This is a genomic window from Leptospira langatensis, from assembly GCF_004770615.1.
Taxonomy (GTDB): domain Bacteria; phylum Spirochaetota; class Leptospiria; order Leptospirales; family Leptospiraceae; genus Leptospira_B; species Leptospira_B langatensis.
Window position 1 is genome coordinate 386,953 of the sequence record NZ_RQER01000004.1, and the last position, 26,432, is coordinate 413,384.

At 44.5% G+C, this 26,432-nt stretch carries 18 protein-coding genes; 8 read left to right on the forward strand and 10 right to left on the reverse strand.

Annotation, left to right across the window (positions count from 1 at the left end):
* Window positions 1-5 precede the first annotated feature (5 nt).
* Window positions 6-5,903 carry a carboxyl transferase domain-containing protein gene (locus EHO57_RS05940; RefSeq protein WP_135643780.1) on the forward strand — a complete coding sequence of 1,966 codons (5,898 nt, stop codon included), beginning with the start codon at window positions 6-8 and terminating at the stop codon, window positions 5,901-5,903.
* Window positions 5,904-5,952: 49 nt separating this feature from the next.
* On the opposite strand, the gene EHO57_RS05945 is transcribed toward EHO57_RS05940, so the two are convergent.
* The 8 genes from EHO57_RS05945 to EHO57_RS05980 all read right to left on the reverse strand — a co-directional run bounded on the left by EHO57_RS05945 (window position 5,953) and on the right by EHO57_RS05980 (window position 15,108).
* Window positions 5,953-8,928 (reverse strand): PP2C family protein-serine/threonine phosphatase, encoded by a 2,976-nt coding sequence (locus tag EHO57_RS05945; protein WP_135643781.1) that lies wholly within the window; start codon window positions 8,926-8,928, stop codon window positions 5,953-5,955.
* Window position 8,929: 1 nt separating this feature from the next.
* Window positions 8,930-9,352, reverse strand: a complete 423-nt coding sequence (locus EHO57_RS05950) for an ATP-binding protein (RefSeq protein WP_135643782.1) — start codon at window positions 9,350-9,352, stop codon at window positions 8,930-8,932.
* Window positions 9,353-9,362: 10 nt separating this feature from the next.
* Window positions 9,363-9,704: an STAS domain-containing protein gene (locus tag EHO57_RS05955; RefSeq protein ID WP_135584139.1), complete on the reverse strand. Its 342-nt coding sequence runs from the start codon at window positions 9,702-9,704 to the stop codon at window positions 9,363-9,365.
* Window positions 9,704-10,627 carry a hypothetical protein gene (locus tag EHO57_RS05960; protein ID WP_135643783.1) on the reverse strand — a complete coding sequence of 308 codons (924 nt, stop codon included), beginning with the start codon at window positions 10,625-10,627 and terminating at the stop codon, window positions 9,704-9,706. The genes EHO57_RS05955 and EHO57_RS05960 overlap by 1 nt, the downstream gene beginning before the upstream one ends.
* A 224-nt stretch (window positions 10,628-10,851) precedes the next feature.
* On the reverse strand, window positions 10,852-11,919 hold the full coding sequence (locus tag EHO57_RS05965) for a sensor histidine kinase (RefSeq protein WP_167882257.1): 1,068 nt from the start codon (window positions 11,917-11,919) through the stop codon (window positions 10,852-10,854).
* A gap of 222 nt (window positions 11,920-12,141) precedes the next feature.
* Window positions 12,142-12,861, reverse strand: coding sequence for an MgtC/SapB family protein (locus EHO57_RS05970; RefSeq protein WP_135643786.1), 720 nt, complete (start codon window positions 12,859-12,861; stop codon window positions 12,142-12,144).
* A 112-nt stretch (window positions 12,862-12,973) separates the two neighbouring features.
* The gene (locus tag EHO57_RS05975) at window positions 12,974-13,753 is read right to left on the reverse strand and encodes an inositol monophosphatase family protein (RefSeq protein ID WP_135643787.1); all 780 of its coding nucleotides are present in this window, start codon (window positions 13,751-13,753) and stop codon (window positions 12,974-12,976) included.
* An 11-nt stretch (window positions 13,754-13,764) separates the two neighbouring features.
* Complete coding sequence (locus EHO57_RS05980) at window positions 13,765-15,108, reverse strand: HEAT repeat domain-containing protein (RefSeq protein WP_135643788.1); 1,344 nt, start codon at window positions 15,106-15,108, stop codon at window positions 13,765-13,767.
* A 192-nt stretch (window positions 15,109-15,300) separates the two neighbouring features.
* On the opposite strand from EHO57_RS05980, the gene hflX reads away from it, so the two are divergent.
* Window positions 15,301-17,079: a GTPase HflX gene (gene hflX / locus EHO57_RS05985; RefSeq protein WP_246050591.1), complete on the forward strand. Its 1,779-nt coding sequence runs from the start codon at window positions 15,301-15,303 to the stop codon at window positions 17,077-17,079.
* A gap of 20 nt (window positions 17,080-17,099) precedes the next feature.
* On the opposite strand, the gene EHO57_RS19015 is transcribed toward hflX, so the two are convergent.
* Complete coding sequence (locus EHO57_RS19015) at window positions 17,100-17,225, reverse strand: hypothetical protein (protein ID WP_281275678.1); 126 nt, start codon at window positions 17,223-17,225, stop codon at window positions 17,100-17,102.
* A 113-nt stretch (window positions 17,226-17,338) separates the two neighbouring features.
* Here EHO57_RS19015 and murB point away from each other — a divergent pair, with 113 nt between their 5' ends.
* The 3 genes from murB to EHO57_RS06000 all read left to right on the forward strand — a co-directional run bounded on the left by murB (window position 17,339) and on the right by EHO57_RS06000 (window position 19,937).
* Window positions 17,339-18,292, forward strand: a complete 954-nt coding sequence (murB, locus tag EHO57_RS05990) for a UDP-N-acetylmuramate dehydrogenase (protein ID WP_135643790.1) — start codon at window positions 17,339-17,341, stop codon at window positions 18,290-18,292.
* Between the two features lie 15 nt (window positions 18,293-18,307).
* A complete protein-coding gene (locus tag EHO57_RS05995; protein ID WP_135643791.1) occupies window positions 18,308-18,889 on the forward strand; it encodes a TetR/AcrR family transcriptional regulator in 582 nt (193 codons plus the stop codon).
* A gap of 337 nt (window positions 18,890-19,226) precedes the next feature.
* Window positions 19,227-19,937, forward strand: a complete 711-nt coding sequence (locus tag EHO57_RS06000; RefSeq protein ID WP_246050550.1) for a TetR/AcrR family transcriptional regulator — start codon at window positions 19,227-19,229, stop codon at window positions 19,935-19,937.
* Window positions 19,938-20,080: 143 nt separating this feature from the next.
* Here EHO57_RS06000 and gpmI read toward each other — a convergent pair whose 3' ends face one another.
* On the reverse strand, window positions 20,081-21,721 hold the full coding sequence (gene gpmI, locus EHO57_RS06005; protein ID WP_135643794.1) for a 2,3-bisphosphoglycerate-independent phosphoglycerate mutase: 1,641 nt from the start codon (window positions 21,719-21,721) through the stop codon (window positions 20,081-20,083).
* 242 nt (window positions 21,722-21,963) lie between these two features.
* Here gpmI and EHO57_RS06010 point away from each other — a divergent pair, with 242 nt between their 5' ends.
* The 3 genes from EHO57_RS06010 (at window position 21,964) to EHO57_RS06020 (ending at window position 26,334) form a co-directional block, all read left to right on the forward strand.
* The gene (locus EHO57_RS06010; RefSeq protein ID WP_135643795.1) at window positions 21,964-24,009 is read left to right on the forward strand and encodes a hypothetical protein; all 2,046 of its coding nucleotides are present in this window, start codon (window positions 21,964-21,966) and stop codon (window positions 24,007-24,009) included.
* A gap of 160 nt (window positions 24,010-24,169) precedes the next feature.
* The gene (locus tag EHO57_RS06015; RefSeq protein ID WP_135643796.1) at window positions 24,170-25,195 is read left to right on the forward strand and encodes a DUF1554 domain-containing protein; all 1,026 of its coding nucleotides are present in this window, start codon (window positions 24,170-24,172) and stop codon (window positions 25,193-25,195) included.
* Between the two features lie 11 nt (window positions 25,196-25,206).
* On the forward strand, window positions 25,207-26,334 hold the full coding sequence (locus tag EHO57_RS06020) for a DUF1554 domain-containing protein (protein WP_167882258.1): 1,128 nt from the start codon (window positions 25,207-25,209) through the stop codon (window positions 26,332-26,334).
* The last annotated feature ends 98 nt before the right edge of the window (window positions 26,335-26,432 follow it).

Consider the following 26,432-nt stretch of genomic DNA (forward strand, 5'->3'; position numbering starts at 1 on the left):
AGCGAATGATACCAGCAAGCAAACCAGAAATCATAGAAGGAATATTAAGTCTTCCTGAAATAGAATCCGTAATCCGAGATTTAAAAGCCCTAAATCCGAACCGTGTGGGTCTCAAAGAAGAATTACCGGAAAGAAAAGGAAAACTAAAAAAGGTCTTAGTCGCCAATAGAGGAGAAATCGCAAAAAGATTCTTCTTAGCATTGAGAGAAGAAGGGATCCGTTCCGTTGCGGTAGTCACCGATCCGGACAGAGAACAGTCTTGGTACGAATCCGCAGACGAGATCATTTACATCGGCGAATCGGATCGATATTCCACCTCCAAGACGATCGTGGCCGCCACTCTACTTTCAGATGCAAACGCAGTCTATCCCGGTTATGGATTCCTTTCTGAAGACTACAGGTTCGTAGAAGCATTAGAAGAAGCGTCCTCTATATATAATAAAAATATTATATTTATGGGCCCCAAGGCCGCGGTAATGCGCAAAGTCGGGAACAAGTTGGATGCAAGAAAACTCGCATTGGAGAACGGCATTCCTCTTCTCCAAGGGAGCGGACCGATCACAGGCGGAGAAGAGATCGCGGTCCAAGAGGCGGAGAGGATCGGCTATCCTATCATGATCAAATTAGATAGCGGCGGCGGCGGAAAGGGAATGGTCGTCGTTCGCAGCTCCAAAGAACTATTGCCTGCCATAGAAAGCGCGGTCCGTATCGGAGTTCAGTCTTACGGAAACGGAACCTACTTCTTCGAGAAATACGTAGAGCGTCCTGCTCACTTCGAAGTGCAGATCTTCAATTCCACTGCAGTCGGGATCCGAAAATGCGCCGTGCAGAGAAGGAATCAAAAAGTCGTAGAAGAAAGCGGAGAAACTTTCTTGGACGATCGTACCTTATTGCAATTACTCTCTTCTGCAGAAAAGATCGCACATATCTCCGGATATTCCGACGGATGCGCTGCTGGAACAGTCGAGTTCTTACTAGATAATGAGACTGGAAATTTCGGATTCTTGGAAATGAATACAAGACTCCAAGTAGAATATCCTGTCACAGACCAATCTCTTGGGATCGATCTTGCCAAATGGCAGATCCTTCATTTCGACGGAAGAGAGCAAGAGATCCCATACGACTCAGTGATCCGAAGAAGATTCGCAGATCGAAACCATTCCATCCAATGCAGGATCTATGCGGAGGATCCATTCCAAAACTATTCCCCTTCTCCAGGAAAGATCAAGGACATAGAACTTCCTACATTCAATGGAGTTCGATGCGATTTCGGATTCAGAAAAGGAGACCGAGTATTAGGAGATTATGATCCTATGATCGGTAAACTGATCACCACCGGAACCACGAGAGAAGAAGCACTTCTCCGAATGGAAAGGGCTCTAGCGGATCTATACATCCGCGGGATTACTACGAATATAGAACAGTTGATGAAACTCGTGCGGAACGAATTGTTCCGGTCCGGCGGCTATGATAACAGAATTCTAATAGACTATCCGGAACTCACTCGTCCCGATCATGAATCGGAAGAAGAAGGAGCCATCTTCTGCTCTTTAGCGGATTGCATCCTGAATTCTGAAAACGACGTCAAGAAATCGTTTCGAGATCGTGATCTCCCCAAGTTATTGCATTCCCAAGATTCGGAATATACTAGCTATCAATACGATCTTAAGACCGAATCCAAGAACTATAAAGTTCGTTTGTTCAAGACTTCGATATCGACATACCAAGTGCTCTTGAACGGAAAAGACCAAGGTAGGATCAGTTTCTCCTTAAGCGGAGAAGCTGGAGAAGAATTCCTGATCGAATATGCAGGCAGAAGCGTTCCGACAAGGATCGATCGCAGACCTTCTTTTCATTTGGTACGCTTTCCTGATAAACAAGGAAAATTAAGATATCTAAGATTCTCCGTTCATTCCGGAAATAAAAAATCAAATCAATCTTCCGAAAGGATCCTCCGCTCCCCTTTCCAAGGAACCTTTGTAAAGATATGCAACGACCCTTCTACGCAAGAAGTCTGGAAAGAAGGAGCCTTGGTGGAAGAAGGAACTCCTATCCTAGTCATATCCGCCATGAAGATGGAGACCATCTTAACGGCTCCTTCTTCCGGAAAACTGACCTATCTGATCGATCACGGAGAGATAAGCAAACTCATACGAGGAGTCACAGCTTCCGGCATGGTCTTAGGCAAAGGCTTCAGCGAAGGAGAGATCCTTGCCAAGATCGAAACGGAACAAGCAAAGGGAAAAGAAGAAGATTTAGAAATTTATAATGCGCAAGAAGGCAGCCTTTGGGAAGCGCTTCCTTATCTTTCTTCCGAATCTCCCGTCAAAGCAGCGACCATGCCGAATCTAGTCCAAAACGGGGGAGATCTCAGATCTCTATTCCGTTCCTGGATATTCGGCACTTTTAGAGAACAGGATGTGATCGAAAAGTTGGAGATCATCCTTTCTCAATTAGAATTTCTGAAAGCAGACGGATCCGAAAAGAAACTCTGGGGAAACTTCTTCATAGATATATTAAAATTCCATGTTTTAGTCAGAAGGATATTTTCTTCCGATCCCGGAACGAAATTCTCCCATTACGGCGAGGTCCATAGGCTCCTATCGGAATGGGATACCGAAGGATATAATCCGCCTAAGAGCACGAAGAAGCTTCTCTCCAACACATTCCATTACTACGGAGTAAAACCTTGGAGCCCTCTTAGAAGGACCAAGGAACAGAAGGAAGCGTTCTTATTCTTAGTAAGAGCATATGCAAATCTCAGAGAAGGAAAAGAGACCTTTGCAAAACTTTTGGAGGCAATTTCGACTTACGCACCTCCTACTCCATCTATAGACCTTGCTCTGAATGGGATCCTTTATCTGGAGGAAAGAGAGAAGGAATCGTCTCTCGAAAAAACAGTACGAAGGATCCTGACTGCCAGAGGAAATCGACCCCAGAAGTTCAAGGGCGGGGACGCAACCATCTCCAGGGAGCATGTTTTCGATTATATTCGATTCGTAAAATCTCCTTGGTCCTTGGTTTCGGACCAAGACGCCAAAGAACTGGAAGAAGAGTTCAAGAAATCCTTTACCAACCCGCTTCCTCTTCTTCCGGAAGATGCGGATCCGTACTTGTTCAAGAACATCGAGAACCGAGTGGAATATTGGCAAAAAACAGGATCTATGAAAAGATTATTCTCTCCTGCCAAAGGACATTATCTTTATCTAATGGAATCCGAGACAGAATCCCAGTATATCCTGTTTTCGACTCTTCCTTGCGAAGAGAATAAGGAAATCAACCGTTTCGATCTAGAGATCGTCTCTAAGAACGGGGCATGCATCCTACAAGGAGCCCAGACCATCCGAAAGTCGGATATCTTCCGTCTAGAGGTCCTGGTAGGAAACCTACAAGCTCCTTTCGACTTAGGCTCTAAGGAAGAAAATATATTAAACCATACGAATATAATGGAATCCGCAAATTCGGTGGTTCGATTCTTCCTTCACGGAGTATACAGCCAATTTACGATGGATTTCATTCCCAAGGATTCGGACAGATCCGTGAAGCTTTCCTTCTTCTTTAAGGATGGAAAGCTAAGAATGGATATCGCTCATCCGAACGATCCCAGGTTCCCGTATTGTCAGGGAACGGATCCGAAGGATCTAACTGTATTCCAGAAAGGGAAATGGCCACTGGAATGCTGGGTCCAAGAAACATTCGATCGTAAGACCGCAAAAGAGATCCTCGTTCCAAACGCAGACGGGTTATCTAAGAAAAACCCGAAAACAGGACAGGAAGAAGAACAGAAAGTAGGAGCTAAGATCTTCGAAGGAAGCATCGGAGACAGACCTGCATTATGTTTTTTTAAAGATTCCAGAGTTGCCGGAGGAGCGACAGGAGACTTGGAAGGAAGGAAATATCTCGCCGCCGCCTATTACGCATATCGCAAAGATATTCCTCTGTACGTTTGGAACGATGGAGCGGGAGCGAATATAAAAGAAGGAATGGTATCCTTGAATCGGGCCGCCGAAGGATTCTTTATGAATTCCTTATTAACCTCCTTAACGGAAGCTTCTGAGTTCCGATCGGCAATAGAATCCCATCCGGATCCGATCCTACGGGATATCTGCCAGCAAATGGAAGAAAAATACGGATCCGAATTCAGAAAGTACGATTCGGGAGACAGACCGAAGCATTGCTTCGTAACAGCAGTGGGGATCGGTTCTTCCACTGGATTGGACGTCTACGGATCTTCCCAAGCATCCCTTCAATTATTGTTAAACGAAGACGAGTCATATCGCGTACTCACCGGATCTTCCGTAATCGAGTCCGTAACGGGTGAAAAGTTTACCAACTACGAGATAGGTGGAGCGAGGATCATGGGTCAAGCAACCGGAACAGTGGACTTTGTTGCAAGCGATAAGGTCCAATTGATCTGGTACATCCGCCGCATCCAAGAATCTCTATTGGGCGATCATTCTACTAAAAAGGAAAATGTTCCTAGAACTACACCTGAAGAATCCAACGTCCTGGATGAGAACGAGCTTTTTCATAATTCGGATAACGGTTTCTTCTTGCCGATCAAGGAAAATTATTCCGGCTCGGGCTCCCTTGTTTCGGGACTCATTCGTTTGGGAGAAAGTCCAGTGCTTGCCATGGGACCTCGTACGATATATGGATTCCATTCCCTACCTTGCGTCATAAAGGCAAAGGAATCCGTGCGGATCGCGGAGAAGACGAATTCGAATCTTCTTCTCATCTATGGAAACAGATGGTTTAGGAGTTCTCATTTGGACGAATACGATTCCCTAAGACCAAGAAGGGATTTCCAAAAGTCTCTACAAGATTTCCAAGGAACTTGTTTGCATTTTGTAAAGGATCCTTCGGGACTTAGGATACCGGAACTCGCATCCGCTGCGGAAGTTTGCTTGCTCTTAGAGCCGAACGAGAAAACGGGAACAAGCGCTCAGAAAGAATTCGCGAACAAAAGACGTTGGGCGACATTCACCGCGAAGAATGAAACGGAAGCATATCAGATTATTCGAAAATTCTTTCATTTGATGACTCATAGAGAGATCCGAGATTTTAATCCGAATCAGGCGAACATCGGTCTTCCTTCCGGGACCAATATCCCTTACGATATGAAGGAAGAGATCGTTCTCAAGATAATCGATCCGGATACATTCTTAGAATTCGGAGAATGGGACCCTGGCTCTAGCTTGATCACAGGGATCGGAAGGATCCAAGGAAAGACTGTTGCGATTATCGCAGACCAACCGAAAGGAGGAGGATCTCCCGATGCACCTGGCACAGAGAAATTCAGGGTCTTTACCGAGTTTGCGAACAAACATGAACTACCTCTTCTCATGCTTTCCGATGCTCCTGGATTCGTGCCAGGAACCAAACAGGAAAGATTAAGGATCCAGCAAATAGGCGGAGAATCTTTAGATAGGAACGTACTGTCCAAGATCCCCGTCGTCTCCATAGTCCTAAGACAGAACTACGGAGGAAGACAGATCCATGCATTCAGCGGATTCTTGAGACCCGGGATCGCATACTATTCGTTAGCCGATGCGATCCTTGCAGTCATGGGAGCTAATTCTGCATTCGACCTATTCCAAGGAGCAAAGATCTCTTCTCTTCGTAAAGAAGGAAAGGATAAGGAGATCGAAACCATACAAACCGAGTTTTTCGGAGCGTTCGTACAAAAGTCCAGAGCGGATGCGGATGCGAAGAATACCGGAGTATTAGACGGAGTCTTTCCTTCCGTTTCCGGACTAAGAGAAACCATTCGACAAGGATTGGAAGAAGCAGATCGCAAGATCCACTCCTGGAAAAAGACCCAAGAGAAATACTCTAAAGGGGAAGTATACCGGAATAATTCGGGAAAGGATGAAGACTGGAGAGACCTCATCCTTCCCTAATAATTCTCTTCTTGCATTCAAAAGGAGTTCGGCTTAAGCCGAAACTCCTTTATCTTTTTCGGATCGCGATCATTGCGATATCGTCAGAGAGTTGAGAGAAACCGGACTTGCCAAGGCCTTGCTGCGTATGAGCCTCCACATCCGTGACGATGGTTTGGATCAATTCTTCGGGACGTTTTTCCCCGTTTGCCTGCAATAACTTCGCCAGTCTTTCTCTGGTATACATATCCGAGCTTGGACTTCTCGCTTCATCCAAACCGTCAGTGTATTCGAAGAATATATCTCCCGAATCCAAGGTAAGCACTCTTCTTTCTATCGTAGTTTCGAAGAAGTCATTGTCGTCCATACCGATCGGCAGTCCGCCCGCAGGCAATTCCTTGATCTTCTTATCGGAAGCATCATAGAAGAGAGGCTTAACGTGTCCTGCTGAAATATATTCCAGCTTAGAGGTATTCGAATCGAAAATAGATAAGAAGAATGTAATGAAGATATGGTCAGGAGTATCCTCGTATAGATAACCGTTCGCCTCCAGAAGGATCTTTTTCAAATCCCTTTCTCCTTTTCTAAGGATAGCTCGGATCTGAGCTCGGAATAATGCCATTACGATTGCAGGTCCCACTCCATGATTAGAGACGTCCCCGATACAAATTGCGATCTTACCTCCGCCAAGCTCGATAAAATCGTAGTAGTCCCCGCCCACTCCGGTCATTGCCTTATAGAAGGCGCCAAATTCCACGAAGTCGTTCAAACTCGAAGGAAGTTTCTCAGGTAGAAGTCTTTTCTGGATCTCTTCTGCAGCCAGGAGTTCTCCCTTCATTTCCTCTCTTTCCTTCAGTCCGTGAACCATGTCGTTCAAGGACTCGCTTAAGACGCCGATCTCATCGTAGCCCGCAGGAGGGAATTCTACCTCTAAATTCCCTTCTCCGATGGTCTCCGCGTTCCTACTGATCACACGGATCCTTCTGACCATAAGCCAGGCAAGACCGTAAGCCAACAGAATAGCGGCGATCCCGATGATCCCCGTGTATCGGACCATTTCCTCCCGGTTGCCTCTCATTTGGCGGACACCTTCCGTGCGATCTATTAGAATAATATTATATCCTAATAAGTCTTTACGAAGAAGGTCGTAGATCAGGCCTTTTCCGGACTCATCTCCGGGAGCCACCAAAGGAGTGGAATCCAGGGCCCACATGACTTCCTCGGCCTCGCTTCTGCTTCGGACCAAAATACCGGAATCCCAGGAAACTCCTTTTGCTTTAGGGAGTTCCGTTTCCGAATTTCCGGATAGGATCCATTCTCTTAATAATTTCCACTTAGCTCGAACTGCCCTACGTTCGTTTTCATCCTTATAATATTTACGAATTCCGGACGGCCCCGCCTTGAAGGGAATGAATGCAAAGTCCTCTAGCGCGGCCTCTCTCAAACCGTAAAAAGCGTCCTCCGCCTTACGATCCGCAAAGAAACTCCAATCCCCCTTGGTAGAATCCATACGTATTAGAGAATCCTTATATTCTTCCAGAAGGGATTCCAGGTTTCTGATCTTTTCTTGGATCTCTTCGGGAGATTTCTTGTTCTCTCCCTCTTTGGGAGGAAGTTTCAGCATCTTCTCCCATTCCAGGATCTCTTTTCCGGTATCCGTGATCTTCTTCTTTAAGCCATCGTGATCTTCGTCCCATTTCTTTTCGGCCTTTACGAAAGCAGAGGCATACGGCTGAAGTTGTTCCAGCTTAGTTTCCCTCTTCTTTAGCATTTGGCGATATGCAGAGGCAAGATTTCGGAAGTCTTTATCGGCAGAAGGTTTTGCCTTTCCGTCCTTACGCAGCTCGTTCATTCTCGCCTTCAGCTTTTGGGAAACCTCCCCAATTTCAGCGGAGACTTTCTGATCTTCTTCGATATATTTCTTCCAATCGCCTGCGTTAGATGCAATCTCTTCTGCCAGAGCTCTAGATCTTTCCGCTGTGCTTGGATTCCGAAATACTGGACGATAGACTACTTCGTATTGGCGACCACCCACCTCATAGCTTTCCGGCTCCGATTTGTTTTGAATGACTTCCAATACATCGGTGTCACCGAAGAGGCTTTTGCGACTTTCCACATAGTCCGCTTGACTAAACAGCTTCTTGCCGGTCTCGGAACTTTGGGAGAATAGAAGACCTGTATCCAAAGTCTCTTTCCCCATTCTGTCATATGCTAAAATTCTAATTTTATCCGGCAGAAGGCCAAGAGAAGAGATCCGATCCTTGAAGGAACCTCTAAAGAAATTTTGAAGCGCTTTTGTAAGGGCAGTCTCTCCTAATGCTGCCTTCTTTTCTCCGTCCGGGATTGCCTTTTCAGAAGCTTTTCTTTCCTTATCCAGCTTCTCCCTATCGATTTGGTATGTTTTCTTTTTCTTAGGATCCAGATCCGCCTTGGCGATCTCAGCTTCCAAGAACTTCACTTCTTCATCGATCTCTTCGATCCTCGTCTTAGCACTTTCCGCACTGATCCTTGCAGACGCGGTCCGTTCCGCAATGGCTCTGATCTTATCGTAAACAGGACCGTCTATGGGAGACCCGTTTTCTTTTCGTAACTCATTGCGAACCTTGGATTCGAATTCGCTGATCTCTTTCTCGGAAAGATAACGTGTGAAGTAAGTATCTACAGATTTATAGACATTCCCGCGTTTTACATTCAGACCGATGGATTGACCGAAGGCTTTCAATGCTCCGAACAATCCTCCTTCTTTCTGGACCACGGTTCTCCTAAACTTACTTAACTGTTTCTTCTTTTCCTTCACACGGATCTTAAACTCTTCTACGAGGATCATGCTTCGGCTAAGATTCTCCAGGTCCAGAACGACAGAGTTCACATATTCCAAAGGAGGTTTCAGCTCAGATTCCAGCTTTTCTTCCAGAGCTTTGGTCTGCTGAGAATAATGGATTGCGGAAGTGAAACCTAGGATCGCGATAACTAGAGCCGCAGTAAAAAAGGAGAGCTTAGCCCGGATTCCGGGTAAGACAGCCCTGAGAAATTTGTTTTTGATCATCTTATTCTCTCGTATGGATCAGAGTAAGTTTATTGCGCGGAGGATTTTTTAGACGTTGGTAACGGACTACCATTATCTTCTTGATGGAACGTAAGCCGAAACCTCCGTCGGCCCCGCTTTCATATAATTCCTTCCAGGTTTCGCTTTTTTCTTTGGTGGGATCGAAGGGAATTCCCTCATCGAGAATGGAGAATTTCCAACTTCGTTTATTCTTCTTCATTCTAAGTTCTATCTTAGACTGGTTCGGCTCGGAAAAACCGTGCTCGATCACGTTCGTCATTGCTTCATCTAAGCAAAAGACGATCCTGCCTTTGACGATATCGGCACATTCCTCTCCCAAAAATTCGCGAACCTCGCTGCGAATTTTGGATAACTCGTCCAGATCGACGGAGTACAGTAGTACCTTTTCCAAAAAGGGATCCATTAGAAGGATCTTATACTCCGCCGATAGCGTCGTCTAAAGTAGGGAATATCCTGACTTTCTTGGTGAAGTACATGAGTTCCATCGTATCCTTGACTTCTTTCTTCAAACTACAGAATACGATCTCACCGGATTTCTCCTTTAAGAACTTTTGGATAGAGTTCAGCACTCCGATCCCTGCGGAAGCAATATACGTCAGAGCCGCACAATCGCAGATGATCGTCTTGATCCCGTTCCCTACGGCAGCTTCCAATTTGATCTTCAGATCCGGCGCGGTCTTCGCATCCAGCTCGCCCGCGACCTTAAGGATTAATTTGCTGCCTTCTACTTTTTCATTGAATGTAAGATTTGCCATTACACACCCTTCCTTAATTCCTTCATTAAATCTTTCGCTTGGATAATTCCGTAAAGTTTTCTTTCTAGAGAATCTATTTCGTAATAGTATTTCACGTTAGGATCTCCTTCAAAAATGTGAGCATATTTGCGTATGCCTTGGATAGCTTTTTTGGCATTCCCTTCCAGGATCCCTTTCGTGATCGTATAATATAGTTCGATCGCCAACGAATCTCTGAGAGTTTCCTTAAAGCCGTGTTCCCTCTTGCTCAACGCGTCCAAAAGATTGTCCACCTCTTGTTCGCTGTACGTTTCCGAATCGCTATAGTTAACAATATAACGAGAAAGTAATTTTTTGCACCGGACCAGGTTGTTTACTTTTGCAGCGGAAAGGATCTGCTGGTAAAGATTATGGACTTCGGAGTCCAAATAGACCTTTTGTCGAGTACCATCCAATTTAACCGGTTCGAAAGCCGATTTCAATTCTTCTTTGGAGAAGTTCTTGATCGAGTCCTCGAATAATTTCTCGTTATTGCTGCTGGTTAGTTTAGCGAATTCTTTTAAAGATTTTTCTAAAACAGCTACGAATTCCAACGCCTCTGGGGAAAAAGCGACACTCTGGACTTCTTGGATCTTTTCCAAGAAGAAGATACATGAGTCCCCCAAAGCCGAGAGGCTCTCTTGTATCGCTTGAGAGACGAGTCGTTTACAATGATGTGGAATGGTATGCAAATAGGAAGGATTCCTGGAATCTTCCTGGATCTTATCGATCATCTTACTCGCAGCAAGAGCGGAATGCGACTTTTCCTTTTCCCAACCCGCGTAAATGAAAGGATCATAGAGATACTTTCTAAAATTCTTTTTGCCCGACATAGCAAGAAGGCGAATGGTTTTAACGAATTCCTGTGCGAGATCCTGAGGTATTGAAGTTCTTTTTTCGGCCATTGATAAAAGGATCTTTAGAACCCATTTGACTGGGTTTTTCGCCGTTTTGAAACAATATGTTAGGCGAAAATTCCAGGTAGATCCAGAGCAGAATGTTTTATTATCCTATCAAAAAGCATAGCAAATTCCGAAGAAGGAACTCCGGTCGAAATCCGGAAATCGGACATAAGATCCCGTAAGGCATCTCGTAAAAATGAAAGAAAAGAGTTTAGTATCAGTAAATTTTAAACTAGTAAAATAGCTCTGGTGCCTTTAGAAGGCTCGCTCTCGAAATCCAAAAACGCATCCAGTCTCTTGGCCATATCGAAACAAATGGAGAGTCCTATGCCCAGACCTCTTTCTCGGATGGTGCCCAGACGGGAACTCAGACGCCCCTCTCTCAAATCCTTCAAATGTTCCGGATCGATTCCCATCCCCTCGTCTTCTACCTGGAATTTGAACTTCTCATCTTGTAATCCGGCTGTAATTATCACGTTCTTTCCAGGAGGAGTGAACTTGAGCGCGTTCGAGATCAGGTTCCGCAGTATGATCTTCACAATTTCCTTGTCCGTACTGATCAAGGAAGGAGGCTTTACCTGCAAGGAAAGTCCTACCTTTTTCATCTGAGCGATTGCGCCATAAAAAGAAACAAGCTCCGAAAATAGTTCTTCCGCATTAAATAATTCTTTTTTAATATTCAAATATCCAAAATTAGCGGAAGCCCAGTGAGCGGTGTTATTAATAAAGTCCGTAACCGATTTGAGTTCGTTAATGATCTTCTTGGAGAATAATTCCTTGTCTTCCGGAGCGATGTCCGTGATCAACATAAGCTCTGCAAGAGAACCGACCTGAGTTAAAGGTCCTCTTAGATCGTGAGTAAGGACCGAAAGCACCCTGTCCTTGAAATCGTTCCTTCTTTGTAGCTCTTCTCTTTGTCGATACACTTCGTCTATGTCGATAAAAGCGACTACGAAATAGTTTTCCCACATGGAGCATTTTATCTCGTACCATTTATCTTCTCCGCTCTTTAGGCGGATCTGAGTGGTCACGAAAACGGTGTCCTTTCCACCTTCCTTCGCTTCCTTTATCATGGAGTACCAATCAGTCCTCTTGCTCTCCCGATATTCAGGATCCGGATACGCGAGAAGGAACCAATCTTGTACGTTAGATAGATCCTCGTAATCGTATCCAATCTGGTCTAAAAAGGCACGGTTCAAATATAGCAGTTCTTCGCTGCCTGCCTCTCCGGAGGAAAAAACGAAGGGACAAGGAACAAAATCTCCGATCTTACGCAGTAAATCTGGATGATTCATTACATCCGAAGGGTTTTGCAGGTTCATGAGAAGGAGTCTCGGCCGAAAAGTATCGGGCCAGAGTATACTCGACAAAAAGGAATTTTAAAGCGTTTTTGTTGAAGATCAAAGTATTTCGCCTTGGCTCTCTGTAGAGATCGATAGACGAAATTTCGACAATCTTTTGGCCCAATTTACAAGGGTAAAATATCCCAATTTAGATATAACACATTCACCAAGGGATCAGTTCGATTCTATACTAATCTTTGTAACGTCCGCTAAGTCTCTGATCTCATCTACGATCTTTAAAACATCGAATTCTCTCGGAACAGAGATAGTAAGTTTGATCTGAATGCTTTTCGTTTGATAATCTTGCATAAAGGACTCCGATACCAAACGAAGTCTGTTCCGCAATAGAAGTTCCCTGAATCCTTTCCGATGGAATTTCTTCTGTTTTAGATCCAAGATCAATACCTTGTATTCGTACTTACCAAAATACTTTTCTTCGATAGAATCAAATACGATCAGAATGACCAAAGTTGCCAAGGTAGTCAGCCCGGAAGCAAAGTATAGCCCTGCTCCGACCAGCAATCCGATAGCCGACACCATCCAAATAGAAGCGGCGGTATTCAGTCCCTTTACGGTAAGACCGAATTTCATGATGGCACCCGCACATAGGAACCCTACTCCGGAAACTACCTGAGCCGCAATCCTGCTTGGATCTCCTCCCGTTACCGAATAATAATCCGGAATATAAATGGAGAGAAGCATGAGCACAGTAGAAGCCAGTCCGATCAGGATATGGGTCCTAAACCCGGCTCCGTGATTCTTCCCTTCTCTGTTCCAACCGATTGCCCCTGCAAACAGGATGATGATAGAGATACGCAAGACCACGGAAATAGAGTCTATGGTCTTGGAGTTTAAGATATTCTGGATTTGGGTTAGGATCTCGGGGAAAGACATTCTTCTTTTAGAGATCTATTTTAAAAGAAAGGAAAATAGATCCGTTACAATTTTGATACGATCCGGATCGAATGAAAAGCGAATATTCTGACCTTTGCAAAAATTCGAAAGTTTAAGGTTTATAACGATAAACTTCTTTTACTAGATTTGCGTCTCTTCCTAGAATAGCGGACATTCGTACCTTATCCCAAGCCAGCGGCTCTCCGTTCTTATCCAAGGCGGAGCCGCCTGCTTCTTCCAGAGCAAGAACTCCTGCGGCAAAATCCCAAACCTTGGCTCCGCTTAGATTCATGAACAGATCCGTCTTTCCTTCCAGCAATTCCAAAAAGCCAGCGCCTGTCGCCGCCAAAGCCCGGGTTGCCAAGGCCCTCTTACTCACTGCAGAGATCCATTGATAGTCCGAGTCTTGGAATGTATTATTGATCTCTAAAGAAAGAATGCATCGATCCAAGTTCCCACCTCGGGAAAGTCGGATCCGATCTTCTCCTATAAATGTTCCTTTTCCTTTTTCAGAGAGAAGGAACTGATCCGAACAAGGATAATAAATACAGCCTGCATACGGAGATCCGTCCTGCAGAAAGCTCAGGATCACACTGAATTCTTTCATTCCTCGGGAGAAGAGAGCGGTCCCGTCCAACTCGTCGCAGACAACGCAAGTCTTAGGAAGAGGTTCCGGATTCTCCTGTTCTTCCATCACGAAAGAAAGGCCCGGAAATTCCTTGTTCAATATCTCTTCTAAGATCTGATGAGATCTTAGATCCGCCTCGGTCAGGACCTGCATGGGATCCTTTAGATCGTATTCGGAAGATCCATTAAATAATTTTAATATTTCCGAACCGGCCTGCTTGGAAGCAAACCGGAATACATCCAAAATATCGGAACGCAGGACCACTTGCAGGGAAATTAAGGACTATTCGGATCTTCTTGAGTAGAAGGATTCGCATCGGAATCGGAAGAGGAAGTCGCCTGAGGATTACTAGGCTCCACATCGTCCAGGATGGATGGCCTTTTAAACTTGGGTTTTTTCTTTTCGGAAGCAGGGGCAGAAATCGTTCTGATCTGCAGATACTTTCCGAACACCCAACCTTGTACGGTTTCCGTAAAGGCGTCTTTGTACTTGGTATTTACTAAAACCTTAAAGTAAAAGTCCTCGATCCGTTTTCCATCTATGGGAATGATATAAGCAGCAGAACTCTTGCCCAGCACCTTCCCCACTTCTCCGATCTCCAGATCGCGGATCTTTTGCGCTCCGACATAAGGCTCTCTCATCAACGGGGTCTTGTCGGAAATAACGGTCATGTACTTGCCAAAGGCCTTCAATCGAAAGAGGCGGATGCTGATCTCTTTTGTGATCGATTCCGAATTTGAATTCGCATCAAGGATCCTTAATAAAGCAAATATGGCGAATGAATTCTTTTGTTCCGTAAGAGTATCCAGGATCTGAGCTCTTAAATTCGGTTTTGAAGCGAAGGAATCCTCCAAGATCTTCATAGAGGTCCTGGTCTTATGCCTTCCTAAAGCCTCAACGGCGGCTTTTTGCAATTCTTCGTCGTTTGAATTCAGATAATCTATAAAAATACGAATGTCTTCTGGAACTTGGTAATAGCCGAGCCCGAGAATGGATGCCTTAACAATTTCCTTATCATCGGAGGTCAGTCCCTTCTTCAGGAGAACCTCTCTTGCGCCCGGGTCCATGGTCTTTCCCATTCCTCGGAAAGAATACACTCGAATATCCCGATCGGAAGACTTGGCTCCCGCATAAAAATATTCCAGGGAAGAGCGAGATCCTATATCCGCCAAACCCTTGTAAGCCGCCTGACGCACATATTCGCCGTCCCGATCGATCATCTTATGGATCGTCTTGGCACCGATCTTATTTCCCAAACGACCTAAGGCGAGTGCAGCAGCAGCGCGCACTCTAGGGATCGGATGAGTTAGACCGTATTTCTCCAAAACAGAGTATCTATGATTGGCTTCCGCCTCGAAAACCTTAAGCAATCCACGCTTGAATTGCTCGTTATACTTCTTGGTTTCCTTATCGACTACCTGCTTTTTGGGTTTTTCCGGAGAAGGTTGTGGATCTGCAGGTGCATTCTCATTAGAAGGATCGGCTTGGGGATCCGCAGGAGCTTGCTCGGAAGAAGGCTGCGCATCCGCCTGAGCAAATAGAGGCGAAAGATAAGGCCCGACAGAAAAGGCTAAGAGAAGAGCTGTCGATAATAAGCGAGAAGTAATTCGAGAATGCATTCTAATGGATCGAAAAGCAAGCTTTGGTCCAGGAAACATTTTCCTGCTCCAGCCTCTATTCTTTTTTTCGACCGCTCGTTATCGGCCAATTACCTTTTTTTATGCAAGAGCAAGATATTGATAGAAAAGTTACAAAAATAGGCCTTCCAAACTAACAAAATTCATTTCTTCGAAAAATCCTTTTTCCCGGAACTGCTTGACGCTCTTTCTTCTAGGTGGTACCGTCTTACTCATAGAAGGGAGAACAATCTTATTAGTAAGCTCAGTGGCAACCTATCCGGATTAAAGTCCAACCAGATCCAAAGACTCAAAAAGCTCTCCGAACGAAGGATCCGGGAAAATGTGATCATCACTCCCGAAGTTTCTCGAACTCTCACAGAAATCTCATTCGAAATCAGTAGACAAGTAGGCGTTCTCATAGATAGGAACGGCTATGTTACCCATGTTATAGTAGGCTCGGACAGTTCCATCGATATCCCTTGGCTGGATCGGATCCGTACATCCGAAGCCCGTTTACGTGGTCTTCGCCTGGTCCATAGCCATCTAAAGGAAGAGAGCTTAAACCAAGAGGATTTGACCGACTTAGCCTTATTACGTTTAGATTATATAACTGCGATTACGATAGACGACAAGGGTCTTCCCCGCTCCTATTATTCAGCTCATGTAAATCCGGAGGATGAGGAAGGAGAACCTTGGACAGTCCTTCCCAAAAAGAACCCGGGACAACTCGAAGAAGGTATCTTAGAAGAGATCCTGGATCTTGAGAGCAGAATGGCGAGATACCGCCGCAATCTAAAAGGCGCTCAAAAAGAAAACCGTGCCTTCTTGGTCGGAGTCTATCCGGAGCACAATCGCGTTCGTCCCCCTAGCCAATCCATCGAAGAATTAAAGGAACTCTGCAGGACCGCAGGAGTCCATGTTGTAGATTCGTTTATCCAAAGAAAGAATCGTTTGGATCCTTCTACAGTATTAGGAAAAGGTAAACTAGAGGAAATCGTCCTGAAAGCGATCCAGAAGCAGGTAGAACTTTTAGTATTCGACCTGGAGCTGACCCCTTCGCAAGCAAAGAAGATCTCGGACTATGCGGACCTGAAAGTATTGGACCGAACCCAATTGATCCTAGACATCTTCGCAAGGAATGCTACGAGCAGGGACGGTAAGCTCCAAGTAGAACTCGCACAGTTGAAGTATCTGAAAGGAAGACTTTCCGAATTGGACGATAATATGTCCAGGCTCACCGGTGGGATCGGAGGAAGAGGTCCCGGGGAAACAAAACTCGAGATCGGAAAACGTAGAGTAGAAGAAAGGATTTCCCGACTCGAACAGGAATTAAAATCCCTGAAAAAACGAAGAGAGATCGCAAGAAGAAGACGTAAGAAAAACGAGATCCCGGTCTGCGGGATCGTGGGTTATACCAACGCAGGAAAATCCACTCTCTTGAATGCGATGACGAATTCGACTGTGTTATCCGAAAACAAATTATTCGCGACCTTGGATCCTACTTCCAGAAGGATACGCTTCCCGGAAGAAAGAGAGATCATTATCTCAGATACTGTAGGATTCATACACGATCTTCCTCCAGAACTATCCAACGCATTCAAAGCGACTCTCGAAGAATTGGGAGATTCGGATCTTCTCGTCCATGTAGTGGATATTTCCAATCCGGATTTCAGGCAGCAAATGGAAGCCGTGGAAACTATATTAGAAGATCTGAATCTATCCGATATACCTAGGATCCTTGTATACAATAAGATTGACGGGCTTCCGGAAGAGGCTCGTAACGAGTTACTCAGAGAAGCGGACGCGGATACGATCTATGTCTCTGCGATCGAAGGATTCGGGTTACAAACCCTCTTGGACAGGATAGAAGAAAGGATCTACGCCCAAGCGGAAGCCAAACTTTTGGAATCTAGATTATTGGAAGAAGAGAACGAAGAGTGGAAAGAGGAAACCGAAAAAACGTACGTTTGATGGTTTGAGAGACGCGGATCTTAAACCAGACCCGCTAATTTCTCCTGGTCGAGAGCCAAACGGATCACAGAGTTTACGTAAGTTTCGCGATCCGATCTTCCGCTGATATAGTCTTGATAAACGGATTGTAATAGCAGATAAAACATTTCTTCCGTCCCCTATAAAAGAATGTTCGGACCTATCCGGATCTCTCATAAGCGTTTTTTCCAACCTAGACTTTTTTCTTGCCGATAGATCCAAGCGCGGAAACCTGAATAAAGTGGCTCCTCTCTCCGAAATACAGATCCGAGAACTAAAGAATTTGGTCGCGAATGCCGGCATTACCTTTCGTGAAAATTCGGATCTAAGCGTGCATTGTTCCTTTAAGATCGGCGGTATCTCCCCTTTCATCGCAGAGCCGGAAACCCGCGAACAGATCCTAGAAACACTTTCCATTTTTCGAAAATTAGAGCTGCCTTGGAAGATCTTAGGCGGAGGAACCAATCTTCTCATCTCGGATCATCCGAACGATTTCGTGATCCTCAAACTTTCCGGCGGTTTTAAGGAATACAAAGACATCGGAGGGGGCCTCTTTGAAGTAGGAGCAGCTACCAATACGACCCCTGTCTTTCGACAGATCTCTCAGAAGGGTTATACCGGAGCCGAGTTTTTGAGCACTATCCCTGGTTGGACCGGAGGAGCAGTGATCCAAAATGCAGGCTGCTACGGAGGAGAGCTCTTCGATCTGATCGAAGAAGTAGAGTTTCTAAGAAACGGAGAGATCCTAAAACGCAAGCCTTCCGAAGTAGAACATGGCTATCGTTCTACTGAATTCTTAAAGAAGAAGGACTCTATCATTCTTTCCATTCGGATCCGACTGAAAGAAGGGAATCTAGAGGAAATCGAAGCTTCTCTCAAAGAAAAAAGGGATAAGAGGAATTCTTCTCAGCCGGAGAACAAAAAGAGCGCCGGCTCCATGTTCAAGAACCCGAAGATTTTTGACGAGACCGGAAAAGAAATCAAGGCTTGGCAGTTTATAGATCGAGTCGGCCTGAGAGGGACTAAAATCGGAGGAGCCCAGATCTCTCCGGAACATTGCAATTTTATCGTAAATACCGGAGGCGCAAAAGCTTCCGAAGTGAATCAATTAGTCTCTCTCGTCCAAGAAAAAGTAGAGAAAGAAACAGGCGTGATTTTAGAAAGAGAAGTAGAATACTTCGGTTCTATTCCCTAAATCCAGGAAGGCCAGATGGCAATTGTTCGAGATCCGGAAGACAAGAAAGAAAGAATCCTCAGCTCAGCACTGAGATTATTTACGGAAAAAGGTTTTGAAGGAACGCCTATCCCTGATCTCGCAAAGGATGCTGGGATAGGCGCCGGCACCATCTACCGTTATTATAAAAACAAAGAAGAACTCGTAAACGAACTCTATCGATACTGGAAAAACAAGCTCAAAGAAACCTTGTCTACCGGGTATCCTGAAAAGGCAAAGTCTAAGGATCTCTTCTTACATCTTTGGATGGCACTTGCAAATTTCTACGATAAGTATCCGGAAGCATTTGAATTCCTAGAGTTGCATTATCATTCTCCTTATCTAGACCAAGCAAGCAAGAAGGCTACTATCCAAACCATGGAACTTATCGCCACCTTCTTAGAAGAAGCAAGGAACAAAGGAGATATTCGTTCCGACTTGGGTTCCTTGGAACTAGTTTCTCTTTGTTATGGAAGCTTCGTGGGAATGGTCAAGATGGCAAAGGGCGGATACATTCGCTTAACTCCGGAGACCTTACGAAATTCAGGCTTAACTCTTTGGAAGGCGTTAGCGAAATAAATTATTATATTTTGGATACTACTCTCTTGTCCAAACTCCTGCCTATCTAAGTAGAGGAAATTCCCTCTCCACAAAAATCTTTTCCTTTTGCAAGAAGCGGAACCGGAATTCCGACCGAACCAAGCCTCGGGTCAGCAAATTCTCTTTTCTTCGATCAGATAGATTTATATTATGTTAATAGATTATTATATTTTTCTGATAAGCGGAATCGGAATTCCGATTCCGCGACCTAGAAGAAAATAATTCAAAGCACTGTCAATCTTACCTTGACAGTAATGCTCGTTAGTCGAAACCTTCGGCCTTGTTTTGAAAAAGAAAATTTGAAATGGTGACTTGGATGGAAAATCATACACTTTCAGAGACAGTAAGTATTTCCTCGGAGCCAGAGCTCACACCCGATACGGATCCCGCAAGAGAGGACAAGGAGGCAAATCACGAAAAAGTACACAGAAAACAGGACGAATCTAAAGAAAGGATCATTCGATCTGCAATGAAGCTCTTCGCAGAAAGAGGATTCTTTGAGACCAGAATCCCGGAGATAGCCGCTCACGCAAAGGTAGGCGTGGGTTCTTTATATAGATACTTTCGAAATAAGGACGATATCTTCAACGAAGCATTTCGAGCTGCCGTATTGGAGCTTTCTAGATTCTTCGATGAGGCTTCTCTAAAAAACTCTTCTCCAAGAGAACGGTTCTTCGATTTTTGGCAGGGTCTTGGGATCTTCTCCCATCGAAAGCTAGACCAGCTCATCTTAATAGAAAGGAATTTATCTTCTTATCTATTGGATGAGGAAAGTCATAAAGAAGCAAATCTACTCAGAAAGAAGATTTCAGATTATTTTGCTCCTTTTCCGGGAGAAACAAATCTAAAGTCGGTCTATCCTTCGATTATACTAGGCTCTTTTACAGGGATTCTTAGATACCAAGCGATCTCCGACAAGCGTCTGGAAAATGCGATCTTGAAAGAATCCGCAGAAATGCTTTGGGATGGATTTTCAAAACTACCTAAGCCGGACACAAATAAAAAGAAACAGACCAAGAAATCCTGATCTAATTAGGACAGCAAATCAAGCCCGGATATTAACGCCGGGCCCTTTCTTAAGAGAAACTCTTTCCATTGGAACTTAAGCAAAAATAGGAAAGATCTTTCTTTCCAACCAAGGATCGGTTTTTCCGTTCCTCTAATTCGCGTTTATCTAGCGATCAAACTAGGGTAATATCCTTCCGGGGTTTCATATCCCATGATATCCAGGATAGTAGCCGCCACATTTGCAAGCCCTGGATCCTTTAGATCGGAGCGTAACTTCAATTTGCCTTCCGGATCCAAAACACTAAATGGCACGGGGTTCAGAGTATGCGAAGTTTTGGGAACCGGCTTGCCTTGCTTGTCCTTCTCCACATTTCCTTTTTTGTCCAACTGATACATTTCATCCGCATTCCCATGATCCGCGCTTACAAGTAAAACTACATTACTTTTTTTGCATGCATCTGCCAACTTCTGCATGCACCCATCCAAGAATTCCATTGCTTTTACGGTTGCCTGATAGTTCCCCGTATGCCCCACCATGTCGCCATTAGGAAAATTGATCCGATAGAAATCGCTCTTGTTCTCTGCGAGGACTCTTTCCAATTCCTGAGTGATCGATTGCGCCTTCATTTCAGGAGTCTGATCGAATGGGATGACATCGGATGGGATCTCCTTGTATTCTTCCGTTTTGGCGTCGAATTTGCCAGAACGATTTCCATTCCAGAAGAAGGTTACATGTCCGTATTTTTGGGTTTCGGAGAGAGCGTACTGAGCAACTCCTGACTTGGCCATGTATTCGCCCAAGGTTCTATCGATTGCGGGAGGACTAACCAGAAAACGCTCCGGCAACTGTAAGTCCCCATCGTACTGCATCATTCCTGCATAGCAAACCTCGGGTAATTCTCCTCGATCGAATTTGTCGAATTTCTTTTGGGTGAACGCCTGAGAGATCTCGATAGCTCTATCTCCTCTGAAATTCGTAAAGACTACCGAGTCTCCATTTCGGATCGGACCTACCGGCTTTCCATTTTCTTCGATCACGAATGAAGGAAGATACTGATCGATTATCGCAGGATCTTCGGCCCGGAATGTCTCTATCGCAGTCTTTGCGTCAGGGAATTTTCTTCCTTCTCCTTTTACGTGGATCTGCCATCCCCTTTCTACCATGGACCAATCCGCCTCGTATCTGTCCATGGTGATGGTCATTCTTCCCCCACCGGAAGCGATCTTGATATCTGCTCCTTTCTGCCTAAGAGAACGCAGCCACTCTTCAAATGGATTCAAATATTCTAATGCAGATTTTTCGGGTACATCCCTTCCGTCCAAGAGGATATGCAATCTGATCTTCGGGACTTGTTCTCGGATCGCAGCTTCGATCAAGGCTTTGGTATGGTCAATATGCGCGTGCACATTCCCGTCGGAAAACAATCCGATCAAATGCAAAGTGGAGTTTTTGCTCTTAGTATTTCCTACGATCTCCTTCCAGGCCTGTCCCTCGAATAACAGTCCTTTGGCGATAGAATTGTTGACGAGTTTTGCCCCTTGATCGAATATTCGTCCGCATCCCAGAACATTGTGGCCCACTTCCGAATTTCCCATATCTTCGTCGGAAGGCATACCCACTGCTGTTCCATGGGCTTTCAAATGAATGGTTGGAGATTCCTTCCAGAGTTTGTTCAAGAAGGGAAGCTTTGCTCCGGCAATCGCATTGCCGAATTCGGGACCTCTTGGCGTAAAGCCAACCCCGTCTAATATCACGAATAATACTTTTTTAGGGACGAAAGGAGTTTGTTTCTTGAGTTGCATTCCATTCCAAGAAAGACCCTCCTCACTCTTAGTCAAGAGGATTCATATAGAGAGTTTGGCATACATCCTTCGGTTTAGAGGCGTTTTATCGAAAATAAGTGTAAACTTCGTTTTTTCGGTGGAAGCGATCTTAATACGATATATGATGGTTTTACTTGTTCGAAGAATCGCTGTTCTTCGAGGCCCTTCCCTATTCGAAACGTATATGCTAATTTCCTAATATATAGTTACTTCGTATTAAAATGAGCGCAAAAGGCCCCAGACCCCTAGATCCAAACACTGGAAATGTCTCCGTTCCAAGCTTCTTGAAAGTCAAGAAGCTGAACGAAGTAGTGAGTTACTATATGAACGACAAGGTAACTCACTCCTTGTACAAAGCGATCTCTGCCGCCAGCTCCTTTAAGAACGTTAAGAAACGACAATTATTCGAACCTCATCATAAGGTTCCGGAAGTTGCAGACCTAAGTCCCAAAGAGATGGACATGCATCTCAAAAGATTATTAGAGGACGGCACTGTTTCTCAATTAGCGTATCTGATCAGCCAAGACGTAGAAAGACCTCCGGAAGGACTTCCTTGTTATGCGGCTATTCCGGAAACCGAAGCCTTGGATCTAAGTCGGATCTATTTGGAATTGTTAGACCTTTCTGTTTCTTCTTTGCTAGTCTATCTGGATCGCAAACCCGAATTGAATAAGGCACTCGTTTGGGAAAATATGGAAAACGACTGGGATGGTGGAGGAGTTCGAAAAGAAGCTCCTTTCCCGCAATTATTCCTATATTTAAGGCAAGCATTCCAGAACGAACACTTTCGTATTACCCCAAATCCGGAATTCGTAAAAGATTTCTTATTCGAACTTGAAGACGATCTTCATAAGAAAGGAAGAGTGATAGACGTTCCAGGTTACGGTCTATTCGGACTAAAGAGCCCTAAAGAAGCGGTTCAGATCCTGGAATATATCGACGATTTCATCGAAACCAAGGGAAGCAAGCAGCTACGTTATGCTCTCTTTGAAGAATTCCAAAAGATAGCGATGGAAGAGAAATTCTATTATTCCAATCCTTCTCATCCTGAGACTACCAAATTCAAGATCGCAAGGGCGGAGGCCTTCGCAACTGCACTTCCTTCGGGGAATCCGAATCCAGGAAGCCCCGGAATGCTAAGCGTAGTGCTTATCAGAAGTCTATCAGAAATCGCAGAGAAGGAATTGCAAAGGCAATCTTCCGAAAGAGATCGAAATCGTTTTCATGATATAAAAAGGAACCTTCTTTCTGAATCAGGTTCTTGGGAGAAAAAGGTCCTACTCGTACCGGATAAAGAGTTCAAGCAATTCCCAGAAGAATTAAAAAGAATGTTAATAGATGATCTGGAGATCGGTTACTCTACCTGGGAAACCAAGACCTCTACGATCCATTCCTTCTTTCATAAGGAAGCAAATAGCGTTCGACAGATCATTCTCAGTCTTGGCGCCGCAATGGGTGTGGAAACCTGGAAAATCCTTTGCATTCGTCAATTGGTGGAATCCAACGAACCTCAGATCAAATCCGTATTTAAGGAACCTGATTTAGTACGAGCCTATGGTAAAGTATTAAGAAAAGGTTATATGGATTATTTCCCTTGGTATTACTCCATTCTGGATCTACTCGGAATCGGGAGGATCTTCCAAGATATCTTCTTCGCACAAGCAAAGGAGAAGATCCGGATACAACAAAATCAACTTAAGACAAAGAACCACGAGAATTCCCGTAAAGAAGAGCAGGCCAAGGTCCAAGAAAAGATCAAAGAAGAAGAGAGGATCCGATCCGCAGAACAGAGATCCAAGATCTCCACTGCTATGGATGGATATTATTTTAAGATGAAAGTTCCTCCTACGGCTGCTGAGATCCAATCTTCCGTGCCGGAATTTTCGCCTGAACAATATTACGAAATCTTGGAACGAGAGAAGTTCGTGTTCTTGACCTGGGAAAAAGGAAAGGAAAGATTCGATCAGATCCTTTGCTATCCCGGCGGAGATTCTTTCAGAAACAAGGCGAGAGAACTGCATAAGATCTTAAGCGAGAAATTAGAGTTCCTCCAGAACAAGGTCAGAACCACTGAAGAAGAAGACGCAAGATTCCGAATTACTAAAGTAGTGAAACATGTAGATGAATGGTTCGCGTCCAATAAGAGTGGCGAGAAGAGTGCTTCCCCAAATAACGGAGCCAAGAAAGGAAAACTAGAACAGGAAGATCCTTTCGAGTCCTTCCGGGTTGAGATCAATAAACTGAGAAAGACCGGAACCGACGCTTAACTAGCCGGAATTTGATCCCAAACTTTTTAGAACGATTTCTATAAATCGAAAATCTCCGAATTTTTTTATTTCCAGAAGAACGAACGATAAAAAAAAGTGAGCAAAAGCTCATAAATGGGTTTGTTGGATGGGAAACTATATAGAATTCCCCGGAATTAAAATGAAACAAAAACGGATCGTGCTAGTCCAGTTTTGGATGGTTACTACTTTTCTCTCGTTCGGTTGCAATAAGGCAAATCCGATCAGCTTGGATGCAAGCGGAAGCGCTGCAGGAATGTTACTCGGTGTCGAGATGCCGAATATTTTCGGTGGAAGCGACTCCATTCCGTCGGATCTTCCTTCGAATGATATCGATGTGTTCTACGATGCTCAGAATAACTATGTAAACCTGACCTTCTCCCAAAGTTTTACTGGGACGGAAAGATTCATTATTTCTATCGAGAGTTATACGACTGTGTCGACACCGGCCATTGTCTCCTATAATTACTTCGATCTCGCGGCAGGAGACACTCAACATCAGATCGGATTCGCTTTAGAAGCGGACGATGACGATTGCTTCGATAGAGCGGGAGATAAGATCCTAGCAAAGATCACCCGAGACTCTACAGGAACTTCTCATACATATTCTTTTTCTGTAAAAGACGGTGATTACTGCATGTTCGAAACCGAGCCTAAGTATGCCACCGAGTTGAACGGGATCGATAATATGGATAATCACTGCGTGAATCTCGCAAGAAGCAAAGGATTTGCAGGTTATACCAACTATAAGGCCTTTGTGGGAGTTCTTTCCAATACGAGCGCAAACAGAGATCCAGGAGAAACAGCCTCCGACGCGGCTCTCATGAAGAACAATAAGAGATACGTTCGAAAGAATTCGGATAGTGTTTGGACAGTGGTTTTCATAACGGATTCGAGTTGGCCTTCTTATTATAATTTTTATAATCCGATCCTGGATTCTGGCAATTACTGGACTGGAATGAATTCCGGTTGGTCTATCATGAATGCAGGGCTCTGCATGAACGACGCAGGCACAGAGAGCTGGATGCCAAGTACGACTTCTAGTGCGAGCGGTGCGGTAGGGACGACTAGTTCTTCCTTTGCAGACACTGCCTATTGGACTATTAATGCTTGTACTCAAGGAGCCGGTGGAACTGCATTGCCTTATGTATGCGTTTATTCCCCGTGATAAAGGTTAATATGAGAGTTCCAAGATCTTTCTTTAAGATTTGCATATTACTGAGTCTTAGTCAGGAAGTTTCCTTCTGTAATAAGGCGGAGACAGAAGCTTTGGATGGGAGCAAACCGAGCTTAGGCGGAGCCTTTATCCTGGATCCTACCCTTTTGCAATTTTCTCCTCGTTACACGATCAAAGCATTGGTAGACGGAGGCGGAAATCCTTTCGTAACGGAAGGGGAAGAATTAGATATAACACTTACTCTTGAAAATTTTCCGGACGATCCGAATGAACAGGCAAATTTTCAATTCTATCCCGGAAGTTCAGAGCTTTTGATCACCGGAATGGATGAGAATTCGCAATACAGCGATTACTTCTTAGAATCCTCTCAGAAGCTTACTGTAGGTCTGAATCTAAATCTGACCCATGATGTGGATTGCTTGGACCAAGATTATTATCTGATCGCGGTCGATACGGTTTCCAACATTCCCCAAAAGATAAAGATCAATACTTTTGATAGCGATAAATGTCTTTATCTAGCGACTAACGGAGGGAAGGGCTGGACCGGTTCATTCGCTACCCAATCGGTGACGAACGGTTACGGTGCGGTAGAAGCCGCCGATGAAATATGTAATTCTAATATTCCTACGGCTTTCTATGCCGGCGGAGGAGAACCTCCAGTTTATAAAGCGATGCTTGCGGTAAGTTATACCGGACAGTACGGAGCCACACGCAATACTTCCACAAATTGGGTCTTCTCTCCTTATACCATTTATTATGGTAGAGATGGGAAGAAGGAGATATTCCAATTCTTCGATCTGAGTCGCGTGAACTTTGCCGGCGAAGAATTCTGGACCTATAGTTTCGGGACCTCCGGAAGGATTTGGACCGGATTTACGGACATGAATTGGTCTACAGGAACTCCTTCTCAATCGGAATGCGCGAGTGTTTATAATGAAGCGGGATCCATTGCTTCTTGGTATGTGAATTCCAGTGCAAGCGGTTTGACCGGAAATCATGGCTTGGCAACTAATACCGATTATAGATCCATTTCGGAATATACAGTTCCTACAAGCCCTACTGCTGGGCCTCTACCCGTGATTAGTAATTGTAATAAAGACAAACGCTACTTTATTTGCGTAGAGCAATAATTCTAAACCTGCAGGGATCGGCTTTTCCTGCAGGTTTTGGCACTAGGAAAGAAAAAAATGATTCCTTTTGCAAAAAATCCTCAAACCCTTCCCCTTAT

Coding starts and splice junctions, on each gene's coding strand:
- EHO57_RS05940 (WP_135643780.1), top strand. CDS start 6: ATGATACCAGCAAGCAAACCAGAAATCATAGAAGGAATATTAAGTCTT.
- EHO57_RS05945 (WP_135643781.1), bottom strand. CDS start 8,928: ATGATCAAAAACAAATTTCTCAGGGCTGTCTTACCCGGAATCCGGGCT.
- EHO57_RS05950 (WP_135643782.1), bottom strand. CDS start 9,352: ATGGATCCCTTTTTGGAAAAGGTACTACTGTACTCCGTCGATCTGGAC.
- EHO57_RS05955 (WP_135584139.1), bottom strand. CDS start 9,704: ATGGCAAATCTTACATTCAATGAAAAAGTAGAAGGCAGCAAATTAATC.
- EHO57_RS05960 (WP_135643783.1), bottom strand. CDS start 10,627: ATGGCCGAAAAAAGAACTTCAATACCTCAGGATCTCGCACAGGAATTC.
- EHO57_RS05965 (WP_167882257.1), bottom strand. CDS start 11,919: ATGAATCATCCAGATTTACTGCGTAAGATCGGAGATTTTGTTCCTTGT.
- EHO57_RS05970 (WP_135643786.1), bottom strand. CDS start 12,861: ATGTCTTTCCCCGAGATCCTAACCCAAATCCAGAATATCTTAAACTCC.
- EHO57_RS05980 (WP_135643788.1), bottom strand. CDS start 15,108: ATGCATTCTCGAATTACTTCTCGCTTATTATCGACAGCTCTTCTCTTA.
- EHO57_RS19015 (WP_281275678.1), bottom strand. CDS start 17,225: ATGTTTTATCTGCTATTACAATCCGTTTATCAAGACTATATCAGCGGA.
- EHO57_RS05995 (WP_135643791.1), top strand. CDS start 18,308: ATGGCAATTGTTCGAGATCCGGAAGACAAGAAAGAAAGAATCCTCAGC.
- EHO57_RS06000 (WP_246050550.1), top strand. CDS start 19,227: ATGGAAAATCATACACTTTCAGAGACAGTAAGTATTTCCTCGGAGCCA.
- gpmI (WP_135643794.1), bottom strand. CDS start 21,721: ATGCAACTCAAGAAACAAACTCCTTTCGTCCCTAAAAAAGTATTATTC.
- EHO57_RS06010 (WP_135643795.1), top strand. CDS start 21,964: ATGAGCGCAAAAGGCCCCAGACCCCTAGATCCAAACACTGGAAATGTC.
- EHO57_RS06015 (WP_135643796.1), top strand. CDS start 24,170: ATGAAACAAAAACGGATCGTGCTAGTCCAGTTTTGGATGGTTACTACT.
- EHO57_RS06020 (WP_167882258.1), top strand. CDS start 25,207: ATGAGAGTTCCAAGATCTTTCTTTAAGATTTGCATATTACTGAGTCTT.